Origin of the sequence: Aeromonas sp. s4 (assembly GCF_040907855.1) — a bacterium.
Taxonomy (GTDB): Bacteria; Pseudomonadota; Gammaproteobacteria; order Enterobacterales; family Aeromonadaceae; genus Aeromonas; species Aeromonas caviae.
The window spans coordinates 52,165-68,476 of record NZ_JBFOCP010000040.1 but is presented as its reverse complement, the minus strand read 5'-3'; the positions used below and the strand labels follow the sequence as shown (position 1 = coordinate 68,476).

16 protein-coding genes and 4 tRNA genes are annotated in these 16,312 nt (G+C 58.7%); 2 read left to right on the top strand and 18 right to left on the bottom strand.

Annotated features, from left to right (window positions below; all coding sequences use genetic code 11):
* Nucleotides 1–2: 2 nt before the first annotated feature.
* The 18 genes from AB5Y89_RS13390 to ruvA form a co-directional block, all read right to left on the bottom strand.
* Nucleotides 3–78: transfer RNA gene (locus AB5Y89_RS13390), tRNA-Val, on the bottom strand.
* A 19-nt stretch (nt 79–97) separates the two neighbouring features.
* Nucleotides 98–173, bottom strand: a tRNA-Lys gene (locus tag AB5Y89_RS13385).
* 48 nt (nt 174–221) lie between these two features.
* Nucleotides 222–297: transfer RNA gene (locus AB5Y89_RS13380), tRNA-Val, on the bottom strand.
* Nucleotides 298–329: 32 nt separating this feature from the next.
* Nucleotides 330–405, bottom strand: a tRNA-Lys gene (locus tag AB5Y89_RS13375).
* 174 nt (nt 406–579) lie between these two features.
* Nucleotides 580–1,380 (bottom strand): tol-pal system protein YbgF, encoded by an 801-nt coding sequence (gene ybgF, locus AB5Y89_RS13370; RefSeq protein ID WP_368223965.1) that lies wholly within the window; start codon nt 1,378–1,380, stop codon nt 580–582.
* A 157-nt stretch (nt 1,381–1,537) separates the two neighbouring features.
* Nucleotides 1,538–2,062 carry a peptidoglycan-associated lipoprotein Pal gene (gene pal / locus AB5Y89_RS13365; RefSeq protein WP_010672877.1) on the bottom strand — a complete coding sequence of 175 codons (525 nt, stop codon included), beginning with the start codon at nt 2,060–2,062 and terminating at the stop codon, nt 1,538–1,540.
* 48 nt (nt 2,063–2,110) lie between these two features.
* A complete protein-coding gene (gene tolB, locus AB5Y89_RS13360; RefSeq protein WP_010672876.1) occupies nt 2,111–3,436 on the bottom strand; it encodes a Tol-Pal system beta propeller repeat protein TolB in 1,326 nt (441 codons plus the stop codon).
* A 92-nt stretch (nt 3,437–3,528) separates the two neighbouring features.
* A complete protein-coding gene (tolA, locus tag AB5Y89_RS13355) occupies nt 3,529–4,659 on the bottom strand; it encodes a cell envelope integrity protein TolA (protein ID WP_042014603.1) in 1,131 nt (376 codons plus the stop codon).
* A gap of 5 nt (nt 4,660–4,664) precedes the next feature.
* A complete protein-coding gene (gene tolR, locus AB5Y89_RS13350; RefSeq protein WP_010672874.1) occupies nt 4,665–5,111 on the bottom strand; it encodes a protein TolR in 447 nt (148 codons plus the stop codon).
* Entirely contained in the window at nt 5,111–5,797 is a 687-nt protein-coding gene (tolQ, locus tag AB5Y89_RS13345; protein ID WP_010672873.1) for a protein TolQ, read from the bottom strand. The genes tolR and tolQ overlap by 1 nt, the downstream gene beginning before the upstream one ends.
* Nucleotides 5,787–6,194 (bottom strand): tol-pal system-associated acyl-CoA thioesterase, encoded by a 408-nt coding sequence (gene ybgC / locus AB5Y89_RS13340; protein ID WP_010672872.1) that lies wholly within the window; start codon nt 6,192–6,194, stop codon nt 5,787–5,789. Before ybgC ends, tolQ begins: the two co-directional genes overlap by 11 nt.
* Before the next feature lie 286 nt (nt 6,195–6,480).
* Nucleotides 6,481–6,792: a cyd operon YbgE family protein gene (locus tag AB5Y89_RS13335; protein WP_039039483.1), complete on the bottom strand. Its 312-nt coding sequence runs from the start codon at nt 6,790–6,792 to the stop codon at nt 6,481–6,483.
* Nucleotides 6,779–6,895, bottom strand: a complete 117-nt coding sequence (cydX, locus tag AB5Y89_RS13330) for a cytochrome bd-I oxidase subunit CydX (RefSeq protein WP_005331536.1) — start codon at nt 6,893–6,895, stop codon at nt 6,779–6,781. The genes AB5Y89_RS13335 and cydX overlap by 14 nt, the downstream gene beginning before the upstream one ends.
* 14 nt (nt 6,896–6,909) lie before the next feature.
* The gene (cydB, locus tag AB5Y89_RS13325) at nt 6,910–8,046 is read right to left on the bottom strand and encodes a cytochrome d ubiquinol oxidase subunit II (protein WP_368223964.1); all 1,137 of its coding nucleotides are present in this window, start codon (nt 8,044–8,046) and stop codon (nt 6,910–6,912) included.
* Between the two features lie 12 nt (nt 8,047–8,058).
* The gene (locus AB5Y89_RS13320; RefSeq protein WP_010672869.1) at nt 8,059–9,615 is read right to left on the bottom strand and encodes a cytochrome ubiquinol oxidase subunit I; all 1,557 of its coding nucleotides are present in this window, start codon (nt 9,613–9,615) and stop codon (nt 8,059–8,061) included.
* A 686-nt stretch (nt 9,616–10,301) separates the two neighbouring features.
* Nucleotides 10,302–10,544, bottom strand: coding sequence for a hypothetical protein (locus AB5Y89_RS13315; RefSeq protein ID WP_113979080.1), 243 nt, complete (start codon nt 10,542–10,544; stop codon nt 10,302–10,304).
* Nucleotides 10,545–10,554: 10 nt separating this feature from the next.
* Entirely contained in the window at nt 10,555–11,565 is a 1,011-nt protein-coding gene (gene ruvB / locus AB5Y89_RS13310; protein ID WP_045523367.1) for a Holliday junction branch migration DNA helicase RuvB, read from the bottom strand.
* Between the two features lie 8 nt (nt 11,566–11,573).
* On the bottom strand, nt 11,574–12,188 hold the full coding sequence (gene ruvA, locus AB5Y89_RS13305) for a Holliday junction branch migration protein RuvA (protein ID WP_010672867.1): 615 nt from the start codon (nt 12,186–12,188) through the stop codon (nt 11,574–11,576).
* Nucleotides 12,189–12,420: 232 nt separating this feature from the next.
* Between ruvA and AB5Y89_RS13300 the strand changes: the two genes are divergently transcribed.
* A complete protein-coding gene (locus AB5Y89_RS13300) occupies nt 12,421–14,430 on the top strand; it encodes a methyl-accepting chemotaxis protein (RefSeq protein ID WP_319885393.1) in 2,010 nt (669 codons plus the stop codon).
* 136 nt (nt 14,431–14,566) lie between these two features.
* The gene (locus AB5Y89_RS13295; RefSeq protein WP_319896356.1) at nt 14,567–16,291 is read left to right on the top strand and encodes a proline--tRNA ligase; all 1,725 of its coding nucleotides are present in this window, start codon (nt 14,567–14,569) and stop codon (nt 16,289–16,291) included.
* Nucleotides 16,292–16,312: the final 21 nt, after the last annotated feature.

Here is a 16,312-nt window from a genome sequence, read left to right as displayed (position 1 = left end):
CATGGTGGTCGTTACTGGGCTCGAACCAGTGACCCCCTCCTTGTAAGGGAGGTGCTCTCCCAGCTGAGCTAAACGACCTGGGATTCTGTGTTCAGAGTGGTGGGTCGTGTAGGGTTCGAACCTACGACCAATTGATTAAGAGTCAACTGCTCTACCGACTGAGCTAACGACCCACATCCTGAACTTTTCACCAACCGCATGTGGCGGCCAGCATTACAACATGGTGGTCGTTACTGGGCTCGAACCAGTGACCCCCTCCTTGTAAGGGAGGTGCTCTCCCAGCTGAGCTAAACGACCTGGGAATATTGTCTTCACCTGCTGTGAAGAAATGGTGGGTCGTGCTGGATTCGAACCAGCGACCAATTGATTAAAAGTCAACTGCTCTACCGACTGAGCTAACGACCCTCACCACGACCAGTGCCGACTGCATTACTGCTCCGGCTCTGACGGCGGCCTATATTACGGATTTATCATCCTGGCGCAATAGAAAAATCTTAAATTAAATCTGATTGTTCACTGCGCATACAAAGCAGAGAGTTCTTTACAAGAGTGTTACGAAAACAGTGACATGCAGCAATGTCACAGCTTGGCCAGACTCTGTTTGGCCAGCTGGGCCGGCGAGGTGTTGGGGTAACCCTTGATCACCTGCTCATAGAAGGCCTTGGCCTCTGTTTTTTTGCCGTCAAGCTGGGCGAGCATGCCGAGTTTCAGCAGGGCATCGGCCCGCTTGGGTGACTTGCTGTATTTGTTCGCCACCGTGGAGAACTGGCTCGCGGCCCCCGCCCTGTCGCCCTTGTTGAACATCAGCTGGCCAAGCCAGTAGTGGGCATTGGGAACATAGCTGGAGTTCGGGAACTGCTTGATGAACCCTTCGAAGGCAGGAATGGCCTTGTCGTAGTTCTTCTCCTTGAGCACCATGTTCACGGCCGCGTCGTAGGCCTGGTTCTCATCCTGGTTGGTGGAGTAGTTGGCTGCCGCGGCAGGAGGCGTTGCAGCAGGTGTTGCGGGCGCGGCGGCAGGCTGGCTGTTGGCCACCTTGTCGAGCTCTTGGTAGAGTTGGCGCTGGCGCTCCTGGGACTGCTCCATCTGGTAGGTCTGCTGTTCCAGCTGACCACGCAGCTCGGAGACCTCCCCTTGCAGGGAGTCGACCTGTTGCTGCAGTTCGGCCTGCAGACGCAGACGGGCGTTGAGGGTACGCTCCAGCAGAGCAACCCGGTCTTCCAGGCTGCCGGTCGGTACGATGGCACCATTGTTGCCGCTCAGCACCACGCCGCTGCTGCCAGAATCCCCGCTCAGATCGCTCACGGGTGCCGCCGCTTGCGCATTCAAAGCAACCAACACGGCCAGCGCAACACCAGCTTGCTTGTACACAGATTTCATTCGGATCAAACCTTAGCGTTTAGTGCAAATAAAACGGCCAGCGCATAGTCGCTCGCTGATACAGATTTCATTCGGATCAAACCTTGACGTTTAGTGCAAATAAAACGGCCATCGAAATGGCCGCTTGCATATAAACGAACTTCGTTCGACTCAAACCTTAGTAAACCAGGACCGCACGGCGGTTCTTGGCAAAGGCTTCCTCGGTGTGGGACAGATCCAGCGGCTTCTCTTCGCCATAGCTGACGATGGAGAGCTGCTCGGCCTGCACACCCAGGGTTTGCAGATACTTGGCAACAGCCTTGGCACGACGCTCACCCAGCGCGATGTTGTATTCCGGCGTACCGCGCTCGTCGGCGTGGCCTTCGATCAATACCTTGACGCTCGGACGTTCACGCAGGTAGCTGGCGTGGGCATCCAGCAGGTCGGCGTACTGACCCTGAATGTCGTAACCATCGTACGGGAAGTAGATCACGTTGTCGCGTTGCAGCGCTTCGAACTTCTGACGCATCTGCTCTTCCGGGGACAACATGCCGTTGGCGCCGCCGGTTTGTACACCGCCCATGCCGTCGGTCATGCCGGACTCGGCGCCAGCGGCGTCGGAGTCGGAAGAGGAGCTACAGGCAGCCAGGGTGAACAGTGGCAGTGCGATGGCCAGACCCTTGAGCAGTTTATTGAGTTGCATGCTATTTCCTTAAACCTTTATAACAAAACAAAAAACAATCGATTTTTATCAATTCAAGAAGGGCGACCAAGCTGGTGCACGAATTTCACCGCTACTGGTCGGAAGCACTGCCTTGAAGCGACCGTCGGTCGACACCAATGCGAGACTCTTACGACCCTGATAGATGGTGGCATAAATGATCATGCTGCCATTGGGAGCCACACTTGGCGATTCATCCAGAGCACTCTGGGTCAGTACCAGCATGGCTCCATTTTCCATATCCTGGCGAGCGATGCGATATTGTCCCTGAACCCGGGTCACCATCACCATGGACTTGCCGTCCGGTGTGATGGATGCCCCCTGGTTGGAATCCCCTTCCCAGGTCATCCGGCGAGTCATGCCAGTCGCCAAATTTACGCTATAAATCTGGGGTTTGCCACCACGTTCAGAGGTGAACAGCAAAGTTTGACCGTCCGGCATCCAGGAGGGTTCGGTGTCGATGGTGCGGTTATTTGTGACTCGAGTGAGTTGCTTGCTAGCAACATCAACGACATAGATGTCAGGCTGCCCATCTTTGGACAGAACAATAGCCAAACGACGACCATCTGGAGACCACTCCGGCGCACCGTTGATGCCACGGAAGCTGGTGATCAGACTGCGCTGCTGGGTGTAGATGTCCTGCACATAGATCTCGGACTTCTGGTTCTCAAAGCTCACGTAAGCCAGCTTGCTGCCATCCGGCGACCAAGCCGGGGACATCAGGGGTTCACGGGAGCGCAACAGAGTCTTCTCGTTGTAGCCGTCGTAGTCGGAGATCCGCAGCTGATACGGGAACTGGGTCCCCTGCTGCACGGAGACATAGGCCAGACGAGTCAGGAAGGCACCACGTTCACCGGTCAGACGCTCGTAGACGATGTCGGAGATGCGGTGGGCAAACTGGCGCATCTGGGCACCCGGGATGGTCGCCATGCGGCTGTCCAGGATGTAACCGTTCGCTTCACCGCCCTGGGTCTTGGCCAGCTGGCCTTTCAGGACGTCGACCAGCTCGAAGTTGATCTTGTAGGTGCCATCACCCACGGCGGCGATGGAGCCGACCACCACGGCTTCGACCCCCTGGGAAGCCCAGGGCGCGAAGTTGATCTCGCCGCTGGTGCTCGGCGTCTGCGGCATCTGGCCACGGGCCAGCGGCTTGAACTTGCCGCTGCGCATCAGGTCGTTGGAGACCACTTCAGCGATGTCCTGCGGCAACTGGCCATTGCCCTCCCACTTGAAGGGGGCGATGGCGATGGGGCGTGCACTGTCGATACCGCCGGTGATGACGATGTCCAAGGCCGCCTGAGCGCTCTGGCCTAGCAGAAGGCAGCCAACCAAAGCAAAAAACACTTTTCTTATCATGGCTTAAATACTCTGTTCCAAAAAAATGAGAGGTGAAATCCCTTTATCAGCAGATGCTGCCAACCACGGTCATTGACCCCGTTCTATCACGCTTAGATGCTCGGTTCTAACTTGAGGTTAAACTCCTTCAACATCTCGAATGCCGCCGGATCCTTCGGCACCGGCAACTGGTTGGCCTTCAGCACCGCCGCCTTGCCGGAGCGGCAGACCGCCGGATCACCCTGACCGTTGTCCACCGAGATGACGAAGCCGCTACTGGCCAACTTGACACCGATAGTACATGTTTTGCCCCGCATGGTGGGATCCAAAATCATGTAGCGCTCGACCGTGGCCTTGATGAGGGCGGCATACTTGTCGACCTCGCCCTTGGCGGCTGCCGATGCTGCCTGACTGCGCGCATTGGCCTCGGCGGCCAGCTGCTGCTCCATCATGGCTTCCATCTCTTTTTGCAACTTGGCCTCTTCGGCCGCCTTGCGCTTGCGCTCCGCCTCAATCTTGGCCTTTCTGTCGGCCTCGGCCTTCGCCTTCTTCTCTGCGTCAGCTTTTGCCTTCTTGTCCGCCTCTTCCTTCGCCTTCTTCTCGGCCTCGGCCTTGGCTTTCTTCTCGGCTTCCGCCTTCGCCTTTTTCTCGGCTTCGGCCTTGGCCTTCTTCTCGGCTTCCGCTTTCTTGGCCTTGGCCTCTTCCGCCTTGGCCTTCTCTTCAGCCTGCTTCTTCTCCAGCTCTTCTTTTTTCTTCTTGAGCGCCAGCGCCTTGGCCTCTTCCGCCGCCTTGCGTTCGGCTTCGGCCTTCTTGGTCTTCTGCTCTTCCAGCTTGCGGGCTTCCTCGGCTTTCTGGGCCTTCTCTTCCGCCTGCTTCTGTTCAGCCTCTTTCTTCTGCTTGTCGGCTTCGGCCTTGCGGGTCGCCTCTTCGGCCTGCTTGCGCTTGGTCTCGGCGATACGCAGACGCTCCTGCTCCTGTGCCAGCTCGCGTTTGACGCGCTCAGCGTCTTCCTTGTCCTTCTGCTGCTGTGCAGCCTTGGGCTGGGCCTGCTTCTGCTGCTGGACCTGCTGCATCTGCTGCTCCAGCATTTCGCTGTCCATCATGACCGCATTGACGATCTGTCCCTTGGACTCGGGGCGCTTGGGTTTACTGAAGTCGACACCGACCAACAGGATGATGCCGATGATCAGATGCAGCAGCAGCGACGCGACGAGATAACCGGAAATACCACGCTTCACATCCATCTCCGTCAGTTCACCGGATCCGTCATCAGACCAACCTGAGGCACACCGGCTTTCTTGAGGGCCACCATCAGCAGGATCACCTCCTCGTAGCGCACGGACTTGTCACCGGCGACCACCACGGGTGCGTTCTGGTTGATGGCCAGATAGCCCATGGCCTTCTCGGTGATGTACTGCTGCATCGCCTCTGGTGTGCCGCTCGGTACGGGTTCGTCATCCGCCTCGCCGGCCTTGATGACGTACTCACCCTCGGTATTGACGCTGACGATGAAAGGCGGCTTGGAGTCTTCCGGCAACTGCTCGGACTCCGCCTGGGGCAGGTCGACCTTGACCCCCTGCGTGATCACGGGCGTGACCGCCATGAAGATGATGAGCAACACCAGCATGACGTCGATATAGGGCACCACGTTGATCTCGGCGACCTTTTTGCGTTTGAGCCGCTGATAGGTTTGCATTACTTCTCACCCTGCTGTGCGATTTGGCGATTCAGAATGGTGGTGAACTCGTCCATGAAGTTGGCGTAGGCGTTTTCCAGCCGTTCGACCTTGTTGGTGAAGCGGTTGTAGAAGATAACGGCCGGGATGGCGGCAAACAGACCCATGGCGGTGGCGATCAGCGCCTCCGCGATACCCGGTGCCACCATCTGCAGGGTCGCCTGCTGAACCTGACCCAGAGCGATAAAGGCGTTCATGATCCCCCAGACGGTACCGAACAGACCGATATAGGGGCTGATGGAGCCAATGGTCGCCAAGACCGGCAGGTTGGACTCGAGATCGTCCACTGCTCGGGACAGGGAGACGCGCATGGCGCGATAGGTACCGTCCATCACCGCATCCTGACCGCGGGCACCGGCCTTGAGCAGGCGGGCATACTCCTTGAAGCCGGAGTAGAAGATGTCTTCCATGCCTTCGATGTCGTCACGACGGGAGGAGGACTCCTGGTAGAGACGATTGAGGTCGACCCCGGACCAGAATCTGTCTTCAAACTGCTCCGAAGCGAGGTTGGCCGCCTTGATGGCCTTGGAGCGCTGTATGATCAGCGCCCAGGAGACGACCGACATGCCCATCAGGGTCATCATGACCAGTTTCACCAACAGACTGGCTTGCCAGAACAGGCCAATAAACGAAATTTCAGCGTGCACTTAACAGCACTCCCTTGATTTTTTCAGGTATTGCAACAGGTTTCATTTGCGGATGACTGACACAGGCGATCTGTACCATGGCCTGAGTGATCAGCCGTCCATCAGCCGCCAGGATCTGCTGTGAAAAACGCATGGAAGCGCGTTTCACCTCAGTTACTTGCGTCATTACGGTCAGCAGTTCATTGAAGCGGGCAGCCGCGCGGAAGTCGATTTCGGTGCGACTCACCACAAACGCGATCCCCGCCTGCAGCAGGACATCCTGTTCGATGCCGCCTGCGCGCAGGAATTCGGTGCGGGCCCGTTCCATAAACTTGAGATAATTGGCGTTGTAGACGATGCCTCCGGCATCCGTGTCTTCGTAGTAGACACGCACCGGAAACTCAGAGACTTCCCCCATAAAAATCTGTGATCCATTCGACAGTCAGATGGGGGGCTATCATAGCGCAGGGCTGAATAGGAAAGAAGCAGGGGGAGACAGGGAAATCCCCTCTCCCCCTGTTTTTTATGGCGTGCTGCGGCGCCGACAGGCCGAAGACCACAGGGCTGTCAGCATCACAAGAAAAGCGGACAAGAGAAGTGGCTGCGAGCGGCGTGACAAGCGAGGTTCTGTCGCTCTGACCGGGCGGCGGCACGCCCCTCAAAAAAGAAGAAGGAGGTGGGCTCATGCCGACCTCCTTCATCATTTATGGCAGGTAGTAGCTGCTGGTCAGCCAGAGCCCGCAGAGCAGGCTGGGCAGGGCGAGCCAGGGGAAGAACAGCACGCGGCCCACCAGGCTGCGCGGGTGAAACCCCAGTCCATGCATGACACCGCAACAGACCGCCCACATCAGCCAGGGCGCAAGCCAGAGGCCGTGCTCACTGGTGTTGGCCGCGACCAGGTTGGGCGCCTGCAAGATGGCGACAGCCAGCAGGGCCGCCGCCAGCAGCATCAGACCTTGCCATGGCTGGCGCTCCAGAGGAGCGGCCAGCCGGGCGAGCCTGTCACTTGTCTTCATCAATCTGACGATCCAGGTTCTCGGTGTGCTCCAGCCAGAGCGCATTGATAATCCCAAACGCACAGGCCAGCAGCAGCCCCAGGATCCAGGTGAAATACCACATATCAGGGCACCTTCTTAGTAGAGCGATTGTTGGTTGTCTTCGATGTGCTTGTTACTCACCCGGCCGAACATCTTGATGTAGGTCCAGATGGTGTAAGCCAGCACGGTCGGCACGAAGACGACTGCGACTACCGTCATCACCTTGAGGGTGTTGAAGGAGGCGGTGGAATCCCACATGGTCAGGCTCTGGGACGGCTCGAGGCTCGAGGGCATCACGAACGGGAACATGGAGAAGCCCGCGGTCAGGATGATGCCGGCGATGGCCAGGGAGGAGAACAGGAACGCCACCCAACCCTTGTCCAGCTTGGCCGCCACGGCGGTCAGCAGACACATCACCAGACCCAGCACGGGTGCGGCAGTCATCCAGGGATAAAGGTTGTAGTTCTGCATCCAGGCACCGGCCTGCACCACCACTTCCTTGTGAAGGGGGTTGGTGACGGCGTCGGTGGCGACGGAGCCCACAATCACATAACCATCCATGCCGCTCACCCAGACACCGGCCAGGGCGAACAGCACCAGGGTCAGCAGGGAGAAGATCATGGCGGCGGTGCGAGAGCGCGCCAGCACTTCACCTTCGGTCTTCATCATCAGCCAGGTTGCACCCTGGGTGATGATCATGAAGAGGCTCACCAGACCGGCCAGCAGGCCGAACGGATTGAGCAGACCGAAGAAGTTGCCGTGATAGGTCATCATCAGGAACTGGTTGAAGCTGAACGGTACACCCTGCAGCAGGTTGCCGAACGCCACCCCGAAGATGACAGGGGGAATGGCGCTACCGGCAAACAGAGCCCAGTCCCAGTTGGAGCGCCACTTGGCATCTTCCTGCAGGGAGCGGTACTTGAAGCCGACCGGACGGAAGAACAGCGCCATCAGGGTCAGGATCATGGCGATGTAGAAGCCGGAGAAGGCCGCCGCATAGACCATGGGCCAGGCGGCGAACAGGGCGCCACCGGCGGTCACCAGCCAGACCTGGTTGCCTTCCCAGTGCGGCCCCATGGTGTTGAGCATCACGCGACGCTCCACATCCTTCTTGCCGACGAAGGGGAGCAGGGCGCCCACCCCCATATCGAAACCGTCGGTGATGGCAAACCCGATCAGCAGCACGCCGACCAGCACCCACCAGACCAGACGCAACAGTTCGTAATCAAACATGGGTCACTCTCCTTATGCCTTGCTCTGTTCGAAGTGGTACTTGCCCGTCTTCAGGCTGCTTGGGCCCAGGCGCGCATACTTGAACATCAGGTACATCTCGATGATCAGCAGTACGGTGTAGAACAGGAAGATCCCGATCAGAGAGAACCAGATCTCGGACGCAGGAATGTTGGATGCAGAGACATAAGTCGGCAGCATCTCGGCGATGGTCCAGGGTTGACGACCATATTCAGCGACAAACCAGCCCGCCTCGATGGCGATCCAGGGCAGCGGAATGCCGTACAGCAGCGCCTTGAGCAGCCACTTGCGCTCGCCGATCTTGTGGCGGGTGCTGTCATAGAAAGCCAGACCGATCAGCACCAGCATCAGGATGCCGCAGGCGACCATGATGCGGAAGGCGAAGAACAGCGGCAGTACCTGCGGGATGGAGTCATCCACGGCGGCCTTGATCTGCTCGTCGGTGGCGTCGGTCACGTTGGGGGTGTAACGCTTGAGCAGCAGACCGTAGCCCAGATCCTGCTTCACTTCGTCGAAGCGGGCGCGGGTATCGTCGGACTTGTCACCGGATTGCAGCTTGGTCAGCAGGTCGTAGGCGGTCATGCCGTTGCGCACGCGCAGCTCATGCTCGCTCTTGAGATCCTTGAGACCAGTCACCTGACCGTCGAGGGAACGGGTGGCGATGATGCCGAGGGCATAGGGGATCTTGATGGCGTAGTCGGTGCGCATCTCCTCCTGATTCGGGATCCCGAACAGGGTGAAGGATGCCGGAGCCGGCTCCGTGTTCCACTCGGCCTCGATGGCCGCCAGTTTCACCTTCTGCACTTCCCCGGTCTCGTAGCCGGACTCGTCACCCAGCACCAGCACGGAGAGGATGGAGGCCATGCCGAACGCGGCCGCGATGGCGAAGGAGCGACGAGCGAACGCCACATCACGATTCTTCAGCAGGTAATAGGAGGAGATCCCGAGCACGAACATGGCACCCGTGGTATAGCCTGCCGCCACGGTGTGGACGAACTTGACCTGTGCAACCGGGTTGAACACCAGGTCGGCGAAGCTCACCATCTCCATGCGCATGGATTCGAAGTTGAACTCGGCACCCACCGGGTTCTGCATCCAGCCGTTGGCGACCAGGATCCACAGTGCGGAGAGGTTGGTCCCGAGCGCCATCAGCCAGGTAGCCGCCAGGTGCTGGCGCTTGCTGAGACGATCCCAACCGAAGAAGAACATACCGACGAAGGTGGACTCCAGGAAGAAGGCCATCAAGCCTTCGATGGCCAGCGGGGCCCCGAAGATGTCGCCGACATAGTGGGAGTAGTAAGCCCAGTTGGTACCGAACTGAAACTCCATGGTGAGCCCGGTGGTAACCCCGAGGGCAAAGTTGATACCGAACAACTTGCCCCAGAACTTGGTCATGTCCCGGTACACTGTGTTGTTGGTCATCACATAGACAGACTCCATGATCGCCAGGATGAAGGCCATCCCCAGCGTCAAGGGTACAAACAGGAAGTGATAAAGGGCCGTCGCAGCAAATTGGAACCGCGATAGGTCTACCACATGCTCAGCAATCATGATGTTTCCTCACCGATTATTGGCACGGCTATTTTAAGTTTTAAGGACAAAGCTTCCATTGGAAGTCCCCGAACGGTCGGTCACCCCTCGCGGACTGACCGGATTCGACTGCCACCACATTAACAACAAGGCAATATACAGGAACAAAAAAAGCTAATGTTTAACATCTAATAAACAATAACCAGGGTTCTATTCCCGCCTATAATGATCGCTGTTTTATATCACCTTTATTTGATTGAAATCAATGTAAAACCACCCTCAATACATGTTTTTTCAAGGTAACTTATAGGGCTTTCCCCATTAATTATGGGAGCTTCATCACAAAAAACGATAAGTCATAAATAATTGATTTAAATCAATTTTATGACCAACCGAAATAGTTTCAATTCTGTTAAACAAATACGAAACCCCGGAAATAAAGCCTTCGCATCTCGATTATTTCAATAAATGGCCAGGCTCATCCAAAAATCAATTTAAACCCAGTAAAAACACATGTTTATGCGGATTGACACCCCCACCAAAATCATTAGTTTATCTAATCAAAAGCCCATAGATTTTCTTGTTTGCCCCACCCGGAAAGAGCTCCTACAATGCGCCTCGCAGTGAGGGCATACCTCTGAATACAGGCCGGTCATTCCGGGTTCCCGGTACGTATTCGATGAACATTTCGAACCTGTTTGTTGGGATTAATGATGAAAAAGTTTGTTGCCAAGACCATCCGTTACTACAAGCTTTCTTTCGTTCAACTCTATCAAATGAACCGACTCTGAAGCCTCGCGACGGCTCCTCTGTTTTTTCCCGACCGGTCTGCAGACGCTCTCACTGTCTGTGAACATCCATCCTGAATTGTCTTTGCCCACCGCCTGTGCCGTGGGCTTTTTTTTGCCCGCAAAACAAAAAGCCGCCTCAAGGGCGGCTTTTTGGTTCATATCGCAACGTCTACTGATCTGCCGGTCGTTCCAGGCCAAAGTGTACGTAGGCTCTCTGAGTTGCGATCCGCCCTCTGGGTGTACGTTGCAGATAGCCTTGCTGGATCAGATAAGGTTCCAGCACGTCTTCTATGGTGTCCTTCTCTTCCCCTATGGCGGCGGCCAGGTTGTCGAGCCCGACGGGCCCCCCCATAAACTTGTCGATGACGGCCAACAATAGCTTGCGATCCATGAAGTCGAAGCCTTCATTGTCCACGTCCAGCATGTCCATGGCTCGGGCCGCAATGGGTCCGTCAATTCGCCCGTCTGACTTCACCTGGGCAAAATCCCGTACCCGCCTTAACAAACGGTTAGCAATGCGCGGCGTCCCCCGGGAGCGACGGGCTACCTCGAGAGCGCCGTCTTCCGTCATGTCGAGCCCGAGGCAACGGGCGCTGCGAGAGACGATGTCGGTCAGGTCCTTGACGTTGTAAAACTCGAGGCGCTGCACGATGCCAAACCGGTCACGCAGGGGGCTGGTGAGGGAGCCGGCCCGGGTGGTGGCACCGATCAGGGTGAAGGGAGGGAGATCGAGCTTGATGGAGCGGGCCGCTGGCCCCTCCCCTATCATGATGTCGAGCTGGTAGTCCTCCATGGCCGGATAGAGCACCTCCTCCACCACCGGGCTGAGACGGTGGATCTCGTCGATGAAGAGCACATCGTTCGGTTCTAGGTTGGTGAGGAGTGCCGCCAGATCGCCAGCCTTCTCCAGCACGGGGCCCGAGGTGGTCTTGATGTTGACCCCCATCTCGTTGGCGACGATGTTGGCCAGCGTGGTCTTGCCAAGGCCGGGAGGCCCGAAGATCAGCAGATGATCGAGGGCCTCCCCGCGCTGGCGGGCGGCCTCGATGAAGATCTCCATCTGATCGCAGACGTGATCCTGTCCGGTGTAATCGGCCAGCTTTCTGGGCCGGATGGCCCGATCGATGATCTCGTCCTCACGGGCGGCACCAGCCGAGATGAGGCGATCCGCTTCAATCATTGTCTACCTCACACCAGGCTGCGCAGGGATTCACGAATGATCTCCTCTACCGACATGCCGTCGGCGGCTACCTTGCTGACGATCTGGCTGGCCTGCTGCGGCTTGTAGCCGAGGGCCACCAGTGCACTGGCCGCCTCCTCGCTCGCATCCGGGGCACGCAGCGGGCTCTCTTTCGCGGGCAGGGTGATTTCGGCCGGGGAGAAGAGATCGTGGCTGACCCAGCCCTTGAGGCGGTCTTTCATCTCCACCACCAGGCGCTCGGCGGTCTTCTTGCCCACGCCGGGCAACTTGACCAGGGAGCTTATCTCCTCGCGCTCGACGCTCATCACAAACTGGGTGGCCGTCATGCCGGAGAGAATGGCCAGGGCCAGCTTGGGGCCGACCCCGTTGGTCTTGATCAGCTCGCGAAACAGCGCCCGCTCCTGCTTGTGGTTGAAGCCGTAGAGCAGCTGGGCATCTTCACGCACCACGAAGTGGGTGTGAATGACGGCCTCCTTCCCGAGTTCGGGCAGATCATAGAAGCAGCTCATGGGCATATGAACCTCATATCCCACCCCTCCGACTTCCAGCAACACCTCGGGGGGTTGCTTCTCGATGATGACGCCTCTCAAGCGACCGATCATGTTCTTTTCCTCGCCACGCAGACTCTCGCAAATTGGGTCATAGCATAAAGAATAACTGGATAAGTATCCAGCATAGGTCCATGCAGATCATGGGATGACCAGCTCTTCATACCCAGCCATTTCCCTCGTTCAGAACACAGTCTGTCACTTTATTTTCCATCAGGGATGGCACATCTTCGTCATTGATTGAACACTGAAATGGTCTTGTTCGGCACCAGGGAAGGCTTGAATCATGAAAATCGTCACCACATCCAACCTCGGACTCACCATTCTGCTCGGCTGCACCCTGGGCATGGGGGCGATCGGCTGGTATGGCAGCCAGCGGCTGGCTGATCTGCTCTCCTACGTCCTGGGTGCCGCCTGGCAGACGGCAGATGGTGCCATGGAGGGCTCCATCGAACTCGGCAACCAGTCGCTCTATATCCAGAAGATGCTCTCGGGGATCCCCCTCGACGCACCGGAGCTGCAACGGGCAAAAGAGGCGGCCAGCGACGCTTTGCGCCGGGTGGAGCAAGGCGGGCTCATCGATGCGGCGGCCATTACCACGCTGAAGCAGCATGAGCAGACCTATCAGCAAGAGCAGGCACAGCTGCTGACCCTCTATCGCACCTTCACGAGCGCCGATGAGGCGCTGCGTGCCAGTTCGGAACGCATGTCACGCCTCTCGACCAGGCTGGAGGTGATCGGTGACGAGGCCGTCGAGAGCCTCACCCGCTCACCGGATCAGGCCATCAGCTGGAACGGCGGCCTCGCGACCCGCTGGCAGGCGGCCGATGGCGGCATGGAGGCCAACATCGGATTCCTGCGCCAGCTCTATGCGCTGGAGAAGATGCAGAGCGAAGGCCCTACTCCTGCCATCCAGGCCGAGCTGGCACAAGCCACCCGCTTCTATCAGGACGCGGTTGACGGCATGCTGGCAACCGGCCAGTTCGATGTGCCCGGCGACGGGGAGTTTGCAGGCCAAATGCTCTCCACCCAGTATCGTGCCCTGCAAGCCGACAATGCCCGCCTGATCCGTGAATGGACCACAGCCCTGAGCGCTTATCAGAACCAGCTGGCCCGTTACGAACACAGTGCCGACCAGCTCAGGCTGGCGCTGGTCGAGGTCGAGGCCCAGGGGGACGCCACCGTCGAGGATCAGGTTCACCAGCTCAACGCCATCATCGACTACACCAGGGGACTCATCCTGGGGGGCTTGCTGCTCAGCCTGCTGATCGTCACCTGCTGCGGCTTCTGGCTGGTACGCACCATTGTTCGCCCGCTACTCCAGGTCGACAAGCGCATGCAGGACATCGCCGCCGGGGAGGGAGATCTCAATGCCCGCATCAACCTCTCACGCGACGACGAGATTGGCTCCCTGGCCGGCAGCGTGGATCGCTTCATCGAGAAGCTGCAGAAGATGATCAGCGCCACCATGGACAACAACCAGCACATCAACCAGCACGTGCACACCTCGGTCAACCGGGTCCAGGCCATCAGCCAGAGCAGCCGCCAGACCGCAGCGCATGCCCAGGCGCTGCACCACGACAGCGAGCAGATGGTGCAGGTGGCCACCACCATCTCGGACAACTGCAACCTGGCGGCACACAACGCCAACGAGGTGCGCCAGCTCACCACGCAAAGCAGCCAGTATGTCTCCTCCGCCACCGCCGGCATGCAGCGGGTGGTCATGGAGGTGGGTGAATGTGCCACCGCCATCAACGCCCTCAAGGAGCAGGCAGGGCAGATTGGCCAGATCATCTCCACCATCAGCAATATCTCGGAGCAGACCAACCTGCTGGCACTCAATGCCGCCATCGAAGCCGCCCGGGCGGGCGAGATGGGGCGCGGTTTTGCCGTGGTGGCCGACGAGGTGCGCACCCTGGCCAATCGCACCGCCACCTCCAGTGCCGAGATAACGGACGTGATCAACAGCATCCAGCAGCAGACAGAGCAGGCTTATCTGATGATGCAACGCAACCTGAAAACCGTGGAATCGGGTATGGCGGACTCCGACAACACCAAGCAGATCCTGTTCAAGGTAGAAGAGGCCATCGATCAGCTCGCCGACATGGTGCAACAGGTGGCAGAGGCGACCAGCCAGCTCTCCCACACCCTGGGGCACACCACGGGCAAGGTTTCGGATATCAGCCTGCAGGCCCAGACGGGCGAACAGGAAGCCCAGGAGTGCCTGCAACTGGCCTCCTCCCTCCATCAGGCCAGCCAGCAGCAACAGCAGTTGCTGTCGCAATTTCGGGTCTAGTGCGGGCGGGGCAAGGCCCCGCCCTCCCCCCAGCGCCGCTGAATTTAGCCCTTGGGCCGGGGGGCTTCGCCTGTTAAAATTCCGCACTTGAAATTTTCCAGGGCCAAGCCGCCCGAACTAGCGAAGGTCTACCGCGATGCGTACCAGCCAATATCTGCTTTCCACTCTCAAGGAAACCCCCTCCGACGCTGAAGTTGTCAGCCACCAGCTGATGCTGCGCGCCGGGATGATCCGCAAACTCGCTTCCGGCATGTACGCCTGGCTGCCGACCGGCCTGCGGGTCCTGAAGAAGATTGAAAACATCGTCCGCGAAGAGATGAACAATGCGGGTGCCGTCGAAGTATCCATGCCGGTGGTACAGCCCGCCGAGCTGTGGCAGGAGTCCGGCCGCTGGGATGACTACGGCCCCGAACTGTGCCGCCTGACCGACCGTCACAACCGCCCCTTCGTGCTGGGTCCGACCCACGAAGAGGTGATCACCGCGCTGGTCCGTTACGAAGTGAACAGCTACAAGCAACTGCCGCTGAATCTGTACCAGATCCAGACCAAGTTCCGCGATGAAGTGCGCCCCCGTTTCGGCGTGATGCGTGGCCGCGAATTCCTGATGAAGGATGCCTACTCCTTCCACATCGACAAGGCCTCCCTGGTCGATACCTATGAGAAGATGCATGCGGCCTACTGCACCGCCTTCACTCGCATGGGTCTGAACTTCCGCCCGGTGCAGGCCGATACCGGCTCCATCGGGGGCACCGGCTCCCACGAATTCCAGGTGCTGGCCGAGAGCGGTGAAGACTTGATCGCCTTCTCCGATACATCCGATTACGCCGCCAACATCGAGATGGCCGAAGCCCTGGCACCGGCTGGCGAGCGCGCTGCCGCAACCAAAGCCCTGACCAAGGTGGCCACCCCGGCCGTCCACACCATCGACGAAGTGGCCGCTTTCCTGAACGTGGCGCCGACCGCCATCGCCAAGACCCTGCTGGTACTGGCCGAGGAAGACGAGCACGGAAAACAGGCCGTCATCGCTCTGGTACTGCGTGGCGACCACGAGCTGAACGAAATCAAGGCCGAGAAGCTTTCTGGCGTGGCTAACCCGCTGACCTTCGCCAATGACGAGCAGATCAAAGCGGCCGCCGGTTGCGATGCAGGCTCCATCGGCCCGGTCGGCTTTGCCGGTCGCATCATCGTCGATCGCAGCGCCGCCCATCTGAGCGATTTTGTTTGCGGCGCCAACGAGACCGGTTTCCACCTGACCGGTGCCAACTGGGATCGCGACATCACCTCTTTTGAGGTTGCCGACCTGCGCAACGTGGTAGAAGGCGACCCGAGCCCGTGCGGCCAGGGCAAACTGCTGCTCAAGCGCGGTATCGAAGTGGGCCACATCTTCCAGCTGGGTACCAAGTACTCCGAAGCGATGAAGGCGAGCGTGCTGAACGAAGGCGGCAAGTCCGTCACCATGGAGATGGGTTGCTACGGTATCGGGGTTTCCCGTCTGGTGGCTGCGGCCATCGAGCAGAACAACGACCAGTACGGCATCATCTGGCCGGATGCCATCGCCCCGTTCGAAGTGGCCATCGTGCCGATGAACATGCACAAATCCGAGCGCGTGGCCGAGCAGGCGCAACAGTTCTACGCCGAGCTCAAAGCCGCCGGTGTGGACGTGCTGTTTGACGACCGCAAGGAGCGCCCGGGTGTGATGTTCGCCGACATGGAGCTGATCGGTGTGCCCCACGCCATCGTCATCGGTGACCGTGGTCTGGACAACGGCGTGGTGGAGTACAAGTGCCGCCGCACCGGCGAGAAGCAGGAAGTGGCCATCGGCGAGATCGTTGCCCTGCTCAAGGCCAAGCTGGGTCGCTGATAACGCCGACACCACCTTTCA